This window comes from Spirosoma sp. KNUC1025, assembly GCF_045160025.1.
GTDB lineage: Bacteria > Bacteroidota > Bacteroidia > Cytophagales > Spirosomataceae > Spirosoma.
Genome location: NZ_CP087139.1, coordinates 3,046,895 through 3,063,138 on the forward strand (window position 1 = coordinate 3,046,895; position 16,244 = coordinate 3,063,138).

Annotated in this window: 13 protein-coding genes; 4 read left to right on the plus strand and 9 right to left on the minus strand. The window is 48.6% G+C overall.

The genetic code is table 11. From position 1 onward, the window contains the following. Window positions 1-167: 167 nt before the first annotated feature. Complete coding sequence (locus LN737_RS13265; protein WP_405519552.1) at window positions 168-1,025, plus strand: alpha/beta hydrolase; 858 nt, start codon at window positions 168-170, stop codon at window positions 1,023-1,025. A 91-nt stretch (window positions 1,026-1,116) separates the two neighbouring features. Here the strand turns inward: LN737_RS13265 and LN737_RS13270 are convergent, their stop codons facing one another. The 8 genes from LN737_RS13270 to LN737_RS13305 form a co-directional block, all read right to left on the minus strand. Next, window positions 1,117-2,361: an exo-beta-N-acetylmuramidase NamZ domain-containing protein gene (locus LN737_RS13270; RefSeq protein ID WP_405519554.1), complete on the minus strand. Its 1,245-nt coding sequence runs from the start codon at window positions 2,359-2,361 to the stop codon at window positions 1,117-1,119. Between the two features lie 173 nt (window positions 2,362-2,534). Next, on the minus strand, window positions 2,535-2,993 hold the full coding sequence (locus tag LN737_RS13275; protein ID WP_405519556.1) for a nuclear transport factor 2 family protein: 459 nt from the start codon (window positions 2,991-2,993) through the stop codon (window positions 2,535-2,537). An 80-nt stretch (window positions 2,994-3,073) separates the two neighbouring features. Beyond that, window positions 3,074-5,671: an ABC transporter permease gene (locus LN737_RS13280; protein WP_405519558.1), complete on the minus strand. Its 2,598-nt coding sequence runs from the start codon at window positions 5,669-5,671 to the stop codon at window positions 3,074-3,076. An 81-nt stretch (window positions 5,672-5,752) separates the two neighbouring features. After that, window positions 5,753-8,398, minus strand: a complete 2,646-nt coding sequence (locus LN737_RS13285; RefSeq protein ID WP_405519560.1) for an ABC transporter permease — start codon at window positions 8,396-8,398, stop codon at window positions 5,753-5,755. 39 nt (window positions 8,399-8,437) lie between these two features. Beyond that, window positions 8,438-8,806, minus strand: coding sequence for a hypothetical protein (locus tag LN737_RS13290; RefSeq protein WP_405519562.1), 369 nt, complete (start codon window positions 8,804-8,806; stop codon window positions 8,438-8,440). A 21-nt stretch (window positions 8,807-8,827) separates the two neighbouring features. Then, a complete protein-coding gene (locus tag LN737_RS13295) occupies window positions 8,828-9,700 on the minus strand; it encodes an ABC transporter permease (RefSeq protein WP_405519564.1) in 873 nt (290 codons plus the stop codon). Between the two features lie 11 nt (window positions 9,701-9,711). Next, the gene (locus LN737_RS13300) at window positions 9,712-11,484 is read right to left on the minus strand and encodes a permease prefix domain 2-containing transporter (protein ID WP_405519566.1); all 1,773 of its coding nucleotides are present in this window, start codon (window positions 11,482-11,484) and stop codon (window positions 9,712-9,714) included. Between the two features lie 105 nt (window positions 11,485-11,589). Next, window positions 11,590-11,928, minus strand: coding sequence for a PadR family transcriptional regulator (locus LN737_RS13305; protein WP_405519568.1), 339 nt, complete (start codon window positions 11,926-11,928; stop codon window positions 11,590-11,592). A 176-nt stretch (window positions 11,929-12,104) separates the two neighbouring features. Here LN737_RS13305 and LN737_RS13310 point away from each other — a divergent pair, with 176 nt between their 5' ends. The 3 genes from LN737_RS13310 to LN737_RS13320 all read left to right on the plus strand — a co-directional run bounded on the left by LN737_RS13310 (window position 12,105) and on the right by LN737_RS13320 (window position 13,539). Beyond that, window positions 12,105-12,542 carry a DUF6597 domain-containing transcriptional factor gene (locus tag LN737_RS13310; RefSeq protein WP_405519570.1) on the plus strand — a complete coding sequence of 146 codons (438 nt, stop codon included), beginning with the start codon at window positions 12,105-12,107 and terminating at the stop codon, window positions 12,540-12,542. Beyond that, window positions 12,455-12,898 carry a helix-turn-helix domain-containing protein gene (locus LN737_RS13315; RefSeq protein WP_405519572.1) on the plus strand — a complete coding sequence of 148 codons (444 nt, stop codon included), beginning with the start codon at window positions 12,455-12,457 and terminating at the stop codon, window positions 12,896-12,898. Before LN737_RS13310 ends, LN737_RS13315 begins: the two co-directional genes overlap by 88 nt. Window positions 12,899-13,017: 119 nt before the next feature. Beyond that, window positions 13,018-13,539 (plus strand): dihydrofolate reductase family protein, encoded by a 522-nt coding sequence (locus LN737_RS13320; protein WP_405519574.1) that lies wholly within the window; start codon window positions 13,018-13,020, stop codon window positions 13,537-13,539. A 94-nt stretch (window positions 13,540-13,633) separates the two neighbouring features. Here the strand turns inward: LN737_RS13320 and LN737_RS13325 are convergent, their stop codons facing one another. Then, window positions 13,634-16,234 (minus strand): ABC transporter permease, encoded by a 2,601-nt coding sequence (locus tag LN737_RS13325; protein WP_405519576.1) that lies wholly within the window; start codon window positions 16,232-16,234, stop codon window positions 13,634-13,636. Between the last annotated feature and the right edge of the window lie 10 nt (window positions 16,235-16,244).

Genomic DNA, 16,244 nt, shown 5'->3' on the forward strand with positions numbered 1-16,244 from the left:
GTTAAATCGATTGTTTTGTAACTTTAGCAAAATATATACAGTTTAGTAAGCTATTGATTTACAGAAATAGCGCCTATCAGTAAGTTATGTTTCGGTGATTTAGCCGCAAAGGCAAAAAATATCGTTAGTCCTGTAAAAGATAAATAATACGATCTATAAAAATCTATATGAAAAATCTAGTTAAAGCCTGTATATGGGTAGTCGGAATGGGATTGCTGGCATGTTGCAGCAAAAGCAATAAAAACGTCGATCCACTGCCGCAGGAAGATAAGATCAACGTAGCATACGGCACTGATAGTAAGCAAACCTACAATATTTACCTGCCTGCCGGACGTAGTGAAAGCACTACGCCAGTTGTCTTTTTTATTTACGGCGGAGCCTGGATTGAGGGCGACAAAGATTCTATCCTCTCTTCTGTTCCTGTCCTTCGACAGTTGTTTCCGTCGGCAGCATTTGTGCTTTTTAACTATCGGTTATTCAATCAAACAACGGGGGCCAACAAATTTCCGGCGCAGGAGCAGGACGTAAAAGCCTGTATCGAAAAAGTATTGAACAGTAGCAGCAGCTACGGTATATCCAAAAAATTTGTTGTGTGGGGACAGAGTGCGGGTGCTCATCTGGCCATGTTATACGCGTACAAATATGGGGGCAGCTCGTTTCAGCCTATGGCGGTGGTCGATGAAGTGGGCCCTTCCGACATGCTATCGTTCTATAAGCAGTCTAAAAATTCTGAACTCAGAACCTTGCTGACTCAATTGATGGGTAAGCCAACTTCGGCCGATACGGTCTTGTACAATAGTTCAAGTCCACTGAAATACATTAATGCAAACAGCCCTCCAACGCTGATTATTCACGGAACAGCAGACGACATTGTACCATACCAGCAGGCGCAGCAGTTAGATGCTAAATTGAAGCAATACGGTGTCACTCACGTGTACAAGCTGTATCCGGGTCAGGGGCATGATATGGAAGGCGTTGAGTCGGTTCAACAGGTTGTTGCTTTCCTGAAAACCTATCTTAACTAACGACAGTCGCCATAACATCAGCGCGGTTCAACAAAGTCTGCTTATCAAGAGACTCCGTTGAACCGCGCTGATTTATATACAGATGGATCGGCTACTGATACAGCAGATACTTCTTTCGCATTTGCTTATAGGCCGATAAACCGGGCTCCCAGCTCTGACGGATTTCTTTTTCAGACATCCCCGCAATGATTTGTTTTTTGAGGGCTTCATTGCCACTCCTGAAGTTGAAATTGCCAATCTGGTTGCTGTAACTCGTATCGAAAAACCGGGCTTTGTCAGGATAGGCTTTATACAGTTCTATCAGCCATTGTAGATTGAGTTGCCGGGTTTTGCGAAAAATGTTGGTATCGTAGTTTCGCAGGTCGAGTCCATAGCATTCGGTATCCTGATGCAGCGGTGTTTCGCTCATTCCTTTGAGACTGACGGGCTTAAAGGAAAACGAATAAATGCCTTTTAGCGCCGGGGCTCCTAATACGGTGAATGGCATATACGTACCTCGTCCCTGACTGATGATTGTACCTTCAAACCAGCAGATACTAGGATAAAGCATGACCGATTGCTGCGTATTCAGGTTGGGCGAGGGCATAATCGGCAGTGTATACGGCGTATCGTGTGTATAATTGGCGACCTTAATGATCTTGAGCTTACACAGATTTTTGCCGGGTAATCCGCCCCATCCTTCGCCATTAATCATTTGCGCAAATTCGGCGATGGTACAACCGTGCGTGATGGGAATGGGGTGCATGCCAATACCCGAATACAGGTGCTTCTCCAGAATTGGCCCGTCGACGATAAACCCATTTGGATTCGGCCGATCCAGAATCATCAGCTCTTTTTTGTGCTCAGCGCAGGCTTCCATCACATGATTGAGCGTATTGATGTACGTATAGAACCGGCAACCTACGTCCTGAATATCGAAAACCAGCAGGTCCACATCGGCTAACTGCTCCTGCGTAGGCTTTTTATTTTTGCCGTATAACGAAATAATAGGAATCCCTGTCTTTGAATCAACGGCATCGTCTACTTTGGCTCCGTTGCTGGCATTTCCACGAAAACCGTGTTCCGGCCCGAAAATTCGGACAATGTTCACACCCAGGCTCATCAGGCTGTCGACGCTAGCTTTGTTGCCGATAATCGACGTCTGATTGACCACCATACCAATCCGTTTTCCTTTGAGATAAGGCAAATAGGCAGAAATCTGGTCGGCACCCGTCATGACAGGCTTTGCCGCTTTGTGTGGAACTGTAACCAGTAAATCTTTATGAACTTCAGCCGGATTTGTTAAGAGCAGAAACCCCAAAAGGAGAGGGGACAGGAGCAGGACGATGGTTTTCATATTTATCAACTAACGTAGAAAGGGGCAAGTTGCTGATAAATGAGTTGACCTCCAAGCTTGCAATTAGTCATTGGTCAGTAGTCACTGGGCATTGGACATTGGCTCGTCTGCGATTGCATCGCAGACGAGCGTTGGAAATCCGAGGTATAAGTACAAACCTTAACGATAACGCCTTATTGCAGCGATGCATTACCGTCAGCGAATTGGAGGTTATATTTCAGGTGATTGATTCGCCAGCCGCTGCCAGTACGTTCGGCTTTGATCTCGTAGCTCCCCACAAATGTTCGGGTCTTTCCATGCAAAGCGGCTGTTCGGTAATGCATTGCTACAGCGTAGCCATACACATCGGCCTGATCGGCGTTGACCGTAATGAGGTAGTGACCTCCCTGATGATGGACAGCGTCAACCCCCTGAAAACCTTGTTGCCAGCCGTCGGTAATGGTTTTGGCGGTGACAACACCCGGCGGAGCGCCCCCGTTCGACTCCATATCCAGGTAAACATTTTCCGTAAATACCTCATTCTGCAATCCCTGCCAGTTGCGGGCGTCGGTGTACATAAACAGGCGGTTAACCAGTTCGGTGAGGTCTAGTTTGTCTCGTACGGCTGCAAAATCGGTTTCAGTAGTGCTCATGTCTGGAGCGTTTAGAGGCTGTTAAACAAAAATATAACCCTCAGCTATAATCAATTGTTAATCAAACTCACTGCTTATCATTATTCCGACCGCAGGCTCTTGACCGGGTTGCTGAGGGCAGCTTTCAGGCTTTGAAAACTAACGGTTAGCAAAGCAATACCAATAGCCAGACCACCCGCCAGGGCAAACATCCACCACTCTATAGTGATCTTATAGGCGAAACCGATAAGCCATTGATTCATAACGTACCAGGCCAGGGGTGTTGTAATAAGAATGGCAAGTAAAACAGGTTTCAGGAAGTCTCTGGAAAGGAGAGTTACCACACTGGTTACGGAGGCCCCCAATACTTTCCGAACGCCGATTTCTTTGGTACGCTGTTCAGCCGTAAATGTAGCCAGCCCGAACAAACCCAGGCACGAGATGAAAATGGCCAGAATGGCAAAATAATTGGCTAACTGACTGACTATCTGTTCGCTCTGGTAGAGCCGCGTAAACTCCAGATCTGAAAACTGATACGTAAAGGGGAAGTTGGGGTTTAGCTCATTGCTGACTTTCGCCAGACCAGCCAGCGCTTCTTTGGTTTTACCCGCTTCGGTACGTACCAGAATGGTGCCCCATTCCCGTTTTTCATCCAGGCGAACGATTAGCGGCTCAATCGTTTGGTGCATCGACGTAAAATGAAAATCCTTCAGCACACCGATAATCTTCCCCTGCCGTTGCCCCCATGACAGTGGTTTGTCAATCGGGTTTTTATAGCCCATTTTCGACAGGGCCGTTTCATTGACCAGAAACCCCACGGAGTCGGTGCTGAATGCTTTCGAGAAGTCCCGGCCTTCCTTCAGGCTCAGCCCCATTGTTTTTACAAAATCATACCCCACGGTTTCGTCGGCAAACGAAATAGCCTGATTCGGATCTTTGCCAGGCCATACAAAATCGCCGGTATGGTGCGAAATCAGGGTAGGGGTACCCCGCATTCGTGAAATCGACAGAATACCAGGCATCTGGCTGGACTCTTCCTTAAACAGCGTGAATTTCTTGCCCAGCTCACCTTCTAATGGGATATAAATAAGGTTTTCGCGATTGTAGCCTATGTTTTTTGTCTGGATGTAATTCATTTGCCGATACATCACAATCATACCGACAATGAGCAGCATGGAAAGGGCAAACTGAAACACGACCAGACCCTTCCGAAAATTCGTTGCCCCTGCGCTAAACCGTAAGCTTCCTTTCAGAACCCGAACGGGATTTAGAGCCGACAGGAAAAGTGCCGGGTAGCTTCCTGATACAAATCCGGTTAACAATAGCAGGCTCAGCAGCGTAAGCCAGAATGCAGGCTGACTTAAGGGGAGGATAAGTTGCTTTCCGGTAAGGCTGTTGAATGCCGGCAGAATCAGCACAACCAGCCCGACAGCAACTAACATGGCGAAAAACGTGACCAGAACAGCCTCACCCACAAATTGTCCCATCAGCGCCGAACGGGCGGCTCCAACAGCTTTACGTACACCCACTTCTTTGGCTCGCTTCACCGAACGGGCCGTAGCCAGGTTCATAAAATTAATGCAGGCAATCAGCAGAATGAAAATGGCGACAAAGCTGAACAGCCGTACGTATTCAATCCGCCCTCCATCGATCTGCCCATTTTTAAACGTGGAATGAAGGTATTTCTCTGGATACGGCTGCAAAATCAGTTCTTCAATGAAAGCATTGTTTTTGGGTTTGTAACGATACGTGAAATCCTTGATTTTGGCGCCCACTTTTGCCGGATCAGCTCCCGGACGTAGTTGTATGAATGTGTACGGATTGTAATTTCCCCAGTTGTGTACCCAGTCATTCGTCTTTACGTATGCCTTCCAGTTGATGAGAAAGTCAAACTGCTGGGATGAGTTTGCCGGTACGTTTTCAAATACCGCCGTAACGGCAAAATCTTCTTTATTTTCGTAACGTATGAGCTTACCAACCGCTTTTTCCGGACTTCCGAAAAACTGATCCGCCATTTTTCGGGAGATGGCAATGCTGTTTGGCGCTGCTATGGCCGTTTCGGGCGTACCTTCCACGAGCGGATAACTGAACATCCTGAAAAAATCAGCTCCGGAAAACGTGCCTTCCATTTTGTTGATGTTGTCCCCGTCCTGAAACGTAAACGGATTATTCCATTCCATACTGCTGGCATACTCTACTTCAGGAATAACGCGCTTCAATTCATCGGCCAGTAAGCCCTGTGTTTCGTATCCTGCCTGTGTTTTGCCGTCAAAATGCTGTCGTTCGTAAATTTGGTAGAGGTACTTTCCGTTGGTATGGAAGCCATCTACGCTACGTTCGTTCTGTACCCAGAGCAGAATCAGCAGACTACACGCCATTCCGAGCGCGAGCCCCGCTATATTGATAATCGAAAAGGCTTTGTTCCGAATCAGATTTCGAAAGGCCACCGTCACATAATTACGTATCATATCCGGACGGAGAAAAAACGGTGATTTGTATTGAGAAAATGATTTTGACCGGGCAAGGGGCCGCAATAGTTTTAACGTACTCAGGCTATAGCGCCAGCGAGCGTTACGTTCGCCAGTCGTTTGCACCCAATGGCCGTACAGCTCCATTAAATCACCCATCACTTCTTCCCGTGTATCGGGATGAGCGAAGTTGGCCAAAAGCCAGGTAGCGAAGCGTGGAGGATGTTTCATAGCATGGGGCAAGGTGCTTGGAGCAAGGTGTAGAACGTGAAAGAGTTAGAAAACTCCTTGCACTCCACACCTTGCACCCGGCTATTCTGAACGTAACGATTTAACTGGATTCATTAAAGCCGCCTTAACACTCTGGAAACTGACCGTTAGCAGGGCAATGATGACCAGCAGCAAACCTGTCAGGGCAAACACCCACCACTGAATTTCGACTTTGAACTCAAAGTTTTGCAGCCACTGACTCATGGCATACCAGGCGATGGGCGAAGCAATCAGCACGGCAATCAGCACCAGTTTCAGAAAATCTCTGGTCATCAGCGTGATAATGCTAATCACGGAAGCCCCCAATACTTTTCGTACGCCGATTTCCTTGGTCCGCTGCTCAGCCGTAAACGTAGCCAGCCCAAACAGGCCCAGACAGGCAATCAGAATGGCAATCAGGGTGGAGGTTTCGATCAGTTTAGAGGTCCGGACTTCGTTGTTGTAAGCCTGCGCTAACGTTTTATCCAGAAATTGGTATTCAAACACCTGATTGGGGAAGGTGGCCTTCCAGGCTTTTTCAAGGGTGGCTAAAGCCGCCTGTATCGTTTCGGTGGTTGGTTTCTCGCCTTGCAGCTTGATACCTGCCTGAAAAAAGTTGTTGGGTACGACCTGAATCAATGTCGGGTCAATCTTCTGATGCAGAGAGTTGACATTGAAATTCTTGGTAACCCCAACAATCGTTGCAAATTGCTCACCATCACCGTAGTATATTTTCTGGCCAATGGCTTCGGCGGGTTTGCGGATGCCCATGCGGTCGAGGAATATTTCGTTGGCCATAACCTTAAACGCAGCCGATAAGGTGTCGGAATCCTGAAGTTTACTGCCCGCCAGAAGCTGAATTCCGTACGTATCGAGGTAATGTGAGTCGGCCATTTTCATCTGGGTTTTAATCTCGGTTGCCTTTGCGCCTTTTCGGTATTGCATACCCTGCATCCAGTTGCTTTCGGCCGAAGCACTGTTGAACGAAAAGCTTACGTCTTTGATCTGTGGCGATTCCGCCAGCTGCGCCCGAAGGGTTTGTAGCTTTTCGGGTTTATTGTCGGGAAGACCAACCGTGATAATGGCATTTTTATTGAAACCGAGATCGGCGTTCTGGAAAAAAGTCAATTGCCGGTTCATCAGTAAAGCGCTGCTGATCAAAACCATGGAGACGGTAAATTGCACAACGACCAATCCCTGACGTAATGTAATGCTCCGTTCGCCCTGGGGAAGTTTATTGCTTTTCAGGGCCCATATCGGTGGCATCCCCGACAGGCGGAAAGCTGGATAGGTTCCGGCCAGAACGGTTGTTAAACAAGCCAGTCCGGCCAGGAAAATTCCAATTTTCCAACTCAGCAGGTCGGTGGTCGTTAGCGGAAGCGCCATCAGGGTCGCAATTTCTGGCAGCGTAAGCCAGGCCAGCAGCGCCGACATGAACGTAGCCATCAGGGTGATGAGTCCGGCTTCTGTCATAAACTGATAGATAAGCGACAGGCGGTTACTGCCCACGGCCTTCCGAATTCCAATTTCCTTAGCCCGTTTGAAGGCTTGTGCCGTAGTCAGGTTTACGAAATTGATGCAGGCAATCAGCAGCACGAAAGCGCCAATCAGAGCCAGCATTTTGAGTAGTTTCAGATTGGCCTGCCGACCACTGAAATTGAAGGAATAATGAATGTCTGACAACGGGTTTAGCGCGAAGTACTGATTCTGAACCGTCTTGGGATCTTTCTGGTATTTCGCCTGGATGTCATGGAATCGGCGGGTCAATTGCTCGGGTTTAAAGCCCGGTTTCATCCGTACGTAGACCTGAAAATTATCGCCAAAGCCGCTCCATCCATGCGAATCGTAATCGGGCTTAACACGCTTGAGAGTAAGGAATGAAACCAGCACGTTGAACGGAAAACTGGTCGTGGCAGGATGATCTTTCAGTACGCCCGACACTTGTAAATCCTGCAGATTGGCGTAGCGAATGGTTTTGCCGATGGCGTCAGTTGTGCCAAAAAACTTCTTTGCATAGGATTCCGTCAGCACCACCTGATTGGGTTGTGAAAGCGCCGAACGGACATCGCCATTAATTAGTTGATAGTCAAGTAAATCAAAGATAGCCTGGTTGGTAAAGGCCACGCGTTCTTTGTAAAAATCTCCTGATGCCGGAATGGACAGGCCGCGCCCCCACTCATTCCAGATGGACACCACGGTTTCGAATTCGGGCGCTTCTTTCGGCAATACGCTACCTAGTTCGGTATAGGTGCCTGAATGCGGATTCGGATCATTTGCGTTTACGGTTTCGACCCGGTAAATCCGGTCGGCGTTTTCGATGTGCTTGTCGTAACTGGTTTCGTGGATAATCACCAGAAAAACCAGCAGCGCACAGGTTATCCCCAGCATTAGCCCAAATCCGTTGATGAGCGAAATGCCCCTAGAGTGCTTCAGATTGCGCCAGGCGATTTTTACATAATTACGTAGCATAGCAGGACTTAGTAGTAAGGGTGAAGGATATTCTTTAGCTGTTTTCGATTTGGCCAGAGGCCGTAATAATTTCAACGCGTTCAGGCTATAATGCCAGTTGGCTTTTCGTTTTCCATCAGTCAGCACCCAATGCGCATACAGTTCCTGCAAATCGCCCTGCACTTCTTCCAACGTATCAGGATGGCCGAATGTCTTCAGCAGCCAGGTGGCAAAGCGGGGTGGTTTGGTGGCAGGGAGCATAGGAGAGGAGTTGCAGGAAGCAGAGGCTCGGGCAAACAGTTAGTTTTTTGCCCGTTTTAAGGTGGCGTGCAATTTCGATCCCTGGTACGTGACGTTTAAGGAGATGGAATCCCCTTCGGCGAAATATTTACCGGTGTGCGGAATCAACTGACCATCGTCATCGGTGATGCTGAAACTAAAATCAACACCGTTGACCTTGCCTTCGCTAATCGTTTTAGACGGGCCTTCAGCGGTTGCTTTTCCACTAAGTTGGCTACCGTTGAGGGTGAATTCGTAGGTAACGGGATAGGTGTTTCCGTCGGGTAGAGAAATGCCTCCCTGCCACTTACCGCCCAAATCGGCGAGGGCTGCGAAACAGATCAGGGCAGAGGACATGAGCAGGGTAGTAACCAGAATTTTGCGTTTCATAATACGTGTTTGGTTAACTGTTTATTCACTCCGTAAACTCTTAACTGGATTTGCCAAAGCGGCTTTGATACTCTGAAAACTGACTGTCAGGAGGGCAATGCCAACAGACAGAATACCTGCCAGGGCGAAGACCCACCAGTCCAGATTGATTTTGTAGGCAAAATCCTGTAGCCATTGGTCCATGGCGTACCAGGCCACGGGTGACGCAATCAGAATGGCAACCAGAACGGGCTTCATAAAGTCTTTCGACAACAGCGCGACAACACTGGTGACTGATGCACCCAACACTTTTCGCACCCCGATTTCTTTGGTACGTTGATGGGTCGTCAGAGCTGCGAGCCCGAACAGACCCAGGCAGGCAATCAGCACAGCCAACCCTGCGAAAATGCTCACCAGTCGACCAATTCGCTGTTCAGACTGGTAGATGGTGTTGAATCGTTCGTTTAAAAAGGAATACGTAAATGGATTGTCTGTCTGGGCTTTCCACCGCTGTTCAATGGTACGTAGCAGGCCGGGAATATCGCTCGTCTGGATACGTAGTGCCAATTGGCTGGCATCTTTCCCATAAAATATGACTAAAGGAGCGATCCGCTGGCGCATGGATTCGAAATGGAAATCCTTCACCACGCCCACGACCGTATAGGTGCGTTTGCTGCCTTCGGAGCCATCACCAATTATGAAAAGTTGTTGACCAATGGGCGATCCAGTAGACTGCTTTTTGGGCCAGTAAGCCTGAGCTGCCGCTTCGTTAATAAGCACGTTTTCCTTTTCGGCGGGAGAATCCTTTAAAAAATTACGTCCCTGCACCAGTCGAATTCCCAGCGTAGGCACATATTCTTCGTCGACGTAGTATCCTTTTGTCCGATGCGTGCTAATCTGCGAACCGTTTCGCACCTGAATTCCATCTACACTCTGGCTGGACGTTCCAGCCGGTAAAAACCCGCGCGCGTTACCCCCACAACGGGCGTCAGTTTGGCCAGTTCTTCTTTAAATGCATTCACGTTTGACCCCAGTACGTGCGTATCGTGCAGGACCAGCACCTGTTCTTTATCAAAACCCACGTTCTTGTTCTGAATGAAACCTAACTGTTGATTCGCGACCATAGTGGCAATGATCATACTGATCGATACTGCAAACTGAACGGTCACCAACGTACTACGTAACCAGCCGCTACGTGTGCCAGTCTGGGTAGCTCCTTTAAGCACTTTTACGGGACGAAATGAGGAGAGTACAAAGGCCGGATAACTTCCTGCCAGTATTCCTATTATCAGACAGGCCAGCAAAATTCCTGGTAGCATCCAGCCATCGATGAGCGCGCGGTACGAAAACTGTTTACCAGCCAGCTCATTAAAAGTTGGCAATACCAACAGAACGAATCCCAGAGCCATTCCCAGTGCCAGGAAAGTTACCAGAACAGACTCGGCCAGAAACTGACTGACCAACTGCTTGCGAATGGAACCCAGCACTTTGCGAATACCCACTTCTTTCGAGCGCCCTACCGATCCGGCAGTGGATAGGTTCATGAAATTGATGCACGCCAGCAGAAGGATAAAAAAAGCAATCGCCGAGAATATGTACAGATATTTAACGTCGCTGTTGGCCTCTAGTTCGTCGTCCAGGTTTGATTCTAAATGAATGCTAGTTATGGGTTGGAAACGAAAGCTAAAGCCATTGCCTTTCTGGGAAAATTCCGAAAAAGTAGCTCCGAAGAACTCCTTAATTTCCGGAGCAATGTATTTCCGGGCGAACTCCTGGCTTACAGCTTCCACCTGACGAATGGAGTAGCCCTCGCGAACCCGCAAATAGGTATAGGAACCACTGGCTAACCATTTATTGCCCGTTTTAACTGAAGGAAATGAGCCAAACATGTCGTAATGAAAGTGTGTATTCGACGGTACATCGGCACAAACGCCGGTGATCCGAAACAAACCCAGATGTCCTAATGTGAGCGTTTTTCCAATGGGATCGGCCTGACCAAAATATTTCCGGGCGATTGTTTCGCTAAGAACCAGCGTATTCGGTTCAGCAAGTGCGTTCACCCGATGGCCTTTCAGCAATGGTATTGTGAAAACCGAGAAGAAGTTTGAATCCACAAAGGCAACATGCTCTTCTTTAATAATATCACGTCCGTTCTTGACTAAAAAAGTCCCTTCCTTACGTAATCGGGTAACGGCTTCCACGCCTGGACAGTCGCGCAGCAAGGCTTGTCCCGCTGGTCCGGGTGCATAGGCCAGTTGGATATCTTTATCATCGATTCGGCCATTGAGAGCCATTCGGTAAATTCGGTCGGCATTGGCGTGGTAACGGTCATAGCTCAGTTCATGCAGCACAAACAACACGATGAGCAGACAGGTAGCCAAACCAACCGCCAATCCGACAATGTTAATGGCCGTAAACGCTTTGTGAAGAACCAAGTTGCGCCAGGCGATTTTTACATAATTACATAGCATAGCAGGACTTAGTAGTAAGGGTGAAGGATATTCTTTAGCTGTTTTCGATTTGGCCAGAGGCCGTAATAATTTCAACGCATTCAGGCTATAGCGCCAGTTGGCTTTTCGTTTTCCATCAGTCAGCACCCAATGCGCATACAGTTCCTGCAAATCGCCCTGCACTTCTTCCACCGTATCCGGATGACCGAACGTTTCCAGCAGCCAGGTGGCAAAGCGGGGAGGAGACATAAGTGAGAAATGATGAATTAAGAATGATGAATCATGAATGAGAAATGATGAATACTGGAATAGTGAATGACAGCCGTACTGATCATTCTTAATTCATCATTTTCTTCACCCTCCCATTAATTGCAGGGTTTGTGGGGGCAGCGAGTTCCAGAGTTCCATACGTATCTGCTTTACTTCCTGCAGGGCTTTCCGACCTGCGGCCGTTATGGTGAAAAACCGCTTCCGGCGTCCACCCCGCTCGGCCGTGGCACCGCCCATGCGCGAGGAAAGAAAGCCTTTTTCTTCCAGCCGTTGCAGCGTCGTGTGAACCGTACTGAAGCCAACCGCCCGACCGGTTTTTTGCTCAATTTCCTGTGTAATACTGACGCCGTAAGCCCCTTCGTCAAGGATGGCTACGGTCAGGAGCACCACTTCTTCAAACTCTCCCAGAAAGGCCCTTTTCATGGTTCGGTATATTATACGATAATGCCGAACAAATGCGGTGCCAACTCATCACTATTGCTGCTGACTTACTCAGAAAGCCATTTTTGAAGAAAATCAAGGCACTTAGCTTGTCCGAATCTGGACATCTGGTGTACGCAAAACGGACAGCGAATCGCAAACGGAGGTATATTTGAGTAATGCACTACCAGCTCTACGATATTCATCCGCTTCTAAAGCCATATGTTAAGACCATATGCGTAATGGACAGTGACGAGTCGGAGGCTTCGCTGGTGCCGATGCGTGTATTACCTGATGCCTGCGTAGAGCTTTTTGTGAATTTTTACGAACCGCAGCAAGTTGCCGCGCCTGGTGCCCCATCTGCCCACGGCAGGAGTTTTCTTACGTCCCGTATGAACACGTTTATGGATGTTCAGACGCGGGGGAGGGTGGGTTTTGTATCCGTTTGTTTTACCGACGGGTTTGCCTATCCCTTCTTCCCGTTGTCTATGCACCACGTAGCAAACCATGTGATCGATTTACGAGATGTTTGGGGGATAGTGCAGATGCATTACAGGCATTGGTTGAGGGTGCCCGAACTGTTGACCAGCGGGTTCAACTTGTGCAACAGTATCTGATAAATCGACTTCAGCAAGCCACACGATTTGATAAAGCCGTTACGTATTGTGTGCAGGAAATCAAGCGGGCCAACGGACTGCTTTCTGTGGAAGAACTAGCCTGTCGGGTTGGTCTTAGCAACCGGCATCTGGTCCGGCTGTTCAGCCAATGCATTGGCATTTCGCCAAAAGAATTTGCCCGAATGGCTACCTTCCTACAGGCACTGAAGCAACTGAAACAGTACCCCACTTTAACCCTGACCGAGGTTGCCTACGAGAGTGGCTATTACGACCAGGCCCATTTTATCCATGCCTGTCGGCAGTATTCTGGTCTTAGCCCGACTCAGTTAATTGCTACAGACAGCGTCTTGTACTAATTATGGCCTGAGCGCTCTACCTTTTGGGAAGTTAACGTTTTTGTTACGCATGTCCGATTTTTACAAGCGAGTAGGTATAACTGTTCACAACTTTGCCGCTGGACCAACTGCAAATAACGATGATACGAAAGGTGATCTTAGGGCTGGCCGTTAGCCTGGATGGCTACATAGAAGGACCCAACGGTGAGTACGACTGGTGCTTCACCGATCAGGATTACGGAATGAACGCTTTTCTGGAACGTATCGACGCGATTTTTATCGGAAGGAAGAGTTATGAGTTGCTGAACAATCCGGCCGAAGAGGCCAGCAATTACTCGTTTCCTCAGTTTAAGAAATACGTCTTTTCCAGCACGTTGATGGGAGTTGAGGACGGCGCAAAGCTTATCCGTGGCGATATAAAAACGCAGGTAAATGCGCTTAAAAATCAGAGTGGAAAAGATTTCTGGCTTTTTGGTGGGTCCAGCCTGACAACGTCGTTTCTTAACGAAGGGCTCGTTGATGAACTGTTTCTGGCAATTCACCCCATTATTTTAGGCGCCGGAAAACCACTCTTTACCCCCCTGAAAGAGCGGATAAGTCTGACACTGATCGATTCGAAAACGTACTCAACCGGCTTGGTATCGGTAACGTATCGGTTATAGGGGGTGCTGGGTGCGAGGAGCAAGGTGCCGGGAGTAGGGGCTGTCAAAAATACTCCTCGCTCCCAGCACCCCGCTCCTTGCTCTCCGCTCCGCGCTACTCACTGCGTAATGATTTCACCGGGTTCATTAATGCCGCTTTGATACTCTGAAAACTGACCGTTAGCAATGCAATGACCAGCGCCAGCAACCCAGCCAAGACAAACACCCACCATTGCACATCAATCCGGTACGCAAAATCCTCTAACCAGCGATTCATCGTATACCAGGAAATGGGCGTAGCGATCAGAATGGCAATCAGCACCAGCTTCACGAAATCTTTGGCCAGCAGCTCAATAATACCCGTCACGCTGGCTCCCAGCACCTTACGAACCCCGATTTCGCGGGTACGTACCTGAGCCGTGTATGTGGCCAGTCCGAAGAGGCCCAGGCAGGAAATGAGAATGGCAATGGCGGCAAACACGTTGAACAGTAAACCCGTCTGCTGCTCGGATTTGTACAGGTTGTTGAAAACGTCATCCAGAAACGAGTATTCCATCGGGTAATCCGGATTGTATCGTTTGTATAAACGTTCCGTGGCGGCAATCACCGCTTTCGCATCCTGACCGGTTGTTTTGACATACAGCGCCCTCATCTGGTTTGGGTCGTAAAAGAAAACAGCCGGTTCAATTTTTTGGCGCATAGACGCAAAATGAAAGTCTTTTACCACGCCGATAATCGTTCCTTTATGTTTCCAGAGCCGGAATGGCTTACCGATCGGGTTCTGGATGCGGGCGGCTTTAATGGCTGTTTCGTTCAGGATAAAATGCAGCGAATCGGCCACAGCACCCGTAAAATTGGCTCCCTGCGCCAGCTGCATCCTGAAAAACGGAATAAAATCTTTATCAATCGCCACCGGCCGCACAAACATGGTTTCGCCTTTTTCTTTGCCATACCATTCATTGTCGCCGGTTTGCGCTCCAATCTGCACGATGTTGGCGCTGGCACGCGTTACAGCCGCTACGCCGGGCTGATTTAGGAGATCCGCTTTAACGGCATCGTAATGTTTGCTCATGTCATCCCGCATGAACAGGCCAAAGACATGCGCTTTGTTATAACCCAATTCCTTCGAGCGAATGTATTGCAGTTGATTGCTAATGATAAACGTACTGGCAATCAGAATCACTGAAACTGCAAACTGCGTCACGACCAGCACTTTTCGAAACAGGGCTTCACTCAATCGCGCCGACACCTTTCCTTTCAGTGCTTTCAGGGGTTCCAACGACGACAGCAGAATGGCCGGATAAATACTCGAAGCGATCAGCGTTCCGGCAATCGTTCCGCCAATAACCTCCCACAAGCGATAATCCGAGAAGTTAAGCACAAGCTCTTTGCCCGATAGCTGATTGTAAAACGGCAGCAGACTATACATCAGGCCAAGCGCCAGTATGGCGGCAATCGAAAAAAGCAGGGCAGTTTCAACAATGAACTGTATAAAAAGCTGGCTTCGGGCCGCCCCGACAATTTTACGCATGCTCACTTCTTTGGAACGTAGCATCGAACGGGCCGTCGATAAGTTGACGTAGTTAATGCAGGCAATGACCAGAATCAGCAGCGCAATGATCGAAAACATACGTACCGTTTCGATACCGCCTTCCGAACCGTCAGCTTTATAGAGGTGCATATCGGCCAGAGGTTCAAGCAGATAGGTAAGGTCAGTGTCTTCGGGTTTATTGCGCAGGTGAATGGTACGTAGCTTGTCAGTCAGCGAATTGACCGATGCGCCGGGTTGCAGTAAGAAATACGTAAAATAGCTGAAATTGGAAAAGTCATTGTCTTTGCTCCGGCCGTTTGTGCGGTCCTGATACATGGTGTCGAACAGCAGCGAAATCGGCAGGATCATATCCCCCTGAATGCTCGAATTTTTCGGAAAATCTCGAATAACACCACTGACTTTAAACGACGTATTGTTATCGCCAGCCAGTATTTTCCCAATTGGATTCTCATGACCGAAGTAGCGTTTAGCCGTCGTTTCGGTCATGACAAGCGAATGGTTATCGGGAAACGGGTTGGCTGGATTTCCTTGAACGAGCGGAAAATCGAACATCGAAAACAGCGCCGGATCGGCAAATTGCGTACGTTGTTCGCTCACCGTTTTTTCCTTGTATTTAAACAGGTTGAACATGCCATTATACGTCAACCGAACAGCATCTTTGATCTCGGGAAGTTCTTTCCTGCCCATATCAGCAATAGGCGCTACAGTCGCCTGCCAGATTTGCCGGCTGCTACCCGTACCGGCCCAGTTTTCGAGTCGGTAGATGTTGGTGGCTTGTGTATGAAACCGGTCGAAGCTTAGTTCATCCTGGACCCAGAGCAGAATCAGGATGCCAACGGCCAGTCCGGCGGTCAGTCCCGTCATGTTGATAAGCGAATAGAAACGGTTCTTGACCAGATTGCGCCAGGCGGTCCGAAAATAGTTTCGAAGCATAGTTGGGTTCATTAAGTAAGTTCTTGGATACGTATCGGGTTGACTTTTTAAAATAGAAGGTTTGAGAAACCCCAGCACATCTCGCCAGTATCGCCAGCGGGCTCGTCGCTCACCAATTCGGCTGACCTGCCAGATAAATTCCTCGTGCAGATCACCCTGCACTTCCTCCAGCCGATCATCGGAAAGAAAGAAGCGGAGCAGCCGGTCGGCGAGTTTGGGTGGGTGTTGCATGGGTTGTTTG

Coding starts and splice junctions, on each gene's coding strand:
- LN737_RS13325 (WP_405519576.1), bottom strand. CDS start 16,234: ATGCAACACCCACCCAAACTCGCCGACCGGCTGCTCCGCTTCTTTCTT.
- LN737_RS13320 (WP_405519574.1), top strand. CDS start 13,018: ATGATACGAAAGGTGATCTTAGGGCTGGCCGTTAGCCTGGATGGCTAC.
- LN737_RS13290 (WP_405519562.1), bottom strand. CDS start 8,806: ATGAAACGCAAAATTCTGGTTACTACCCTGCTCATGTCCTCTGCCCTG.
- LN737_RS13300 (WP_405519566.1), bottom strand. CDS start 11,484: ATGTCTCCTCCCCGCTTTGCCACCTGGCTGCTGGAAACGTTCGGTCAT.
- LN737_RS13265 (WP_405519552.1), top strand. CDS start 168: ATGAAAAATCTAGTTAAAGCCTGTATATGGGTAGTCGGAATGGGATTG.
- LN737_RS13275 (WP_405519556.1), bottom strand. CDS start 2,993: ATGAGCACTACTGAAACCGATTTTGCAGCCGTACGAGACAAACTAGAC.
- LN737_RS13305 (WP_405519568.1), bottom strand. CDS start 11,928: ATGAAAAGGGCCTTTCTGGGAGAGTTTGAAGAAGTGGTGCTCCTGACC.
- LN737_RS13285 (WP_405519560.1), bottom strand. CDS start 8,398: ATGCTCCCTGCCACCAAACCACCCCGCTTTGCCACCTGGCTGCTGAAG.
- LN737_RS13270 (WP_405519554.1), bottom strand. CDS start 2,361: ATGAAAACCATCGTCCTGCTCCTGTCCCCTCTCCTTTTGGGGTTTCTG.
- LN737_RS13310 (WP_405519570.1), top strand. CDS start 12,105: ATGCACTACCAGCTCTACGATATTCATCCGCTTCTAAAGCCATATGTT.
- LN737_RS13280 (WP_405519558.1), bottom strand. CDS start 5,671: ATGAAACATCCTCCACGCTTCGCTACCTGGCTTTTGGCCAACTTCGCT.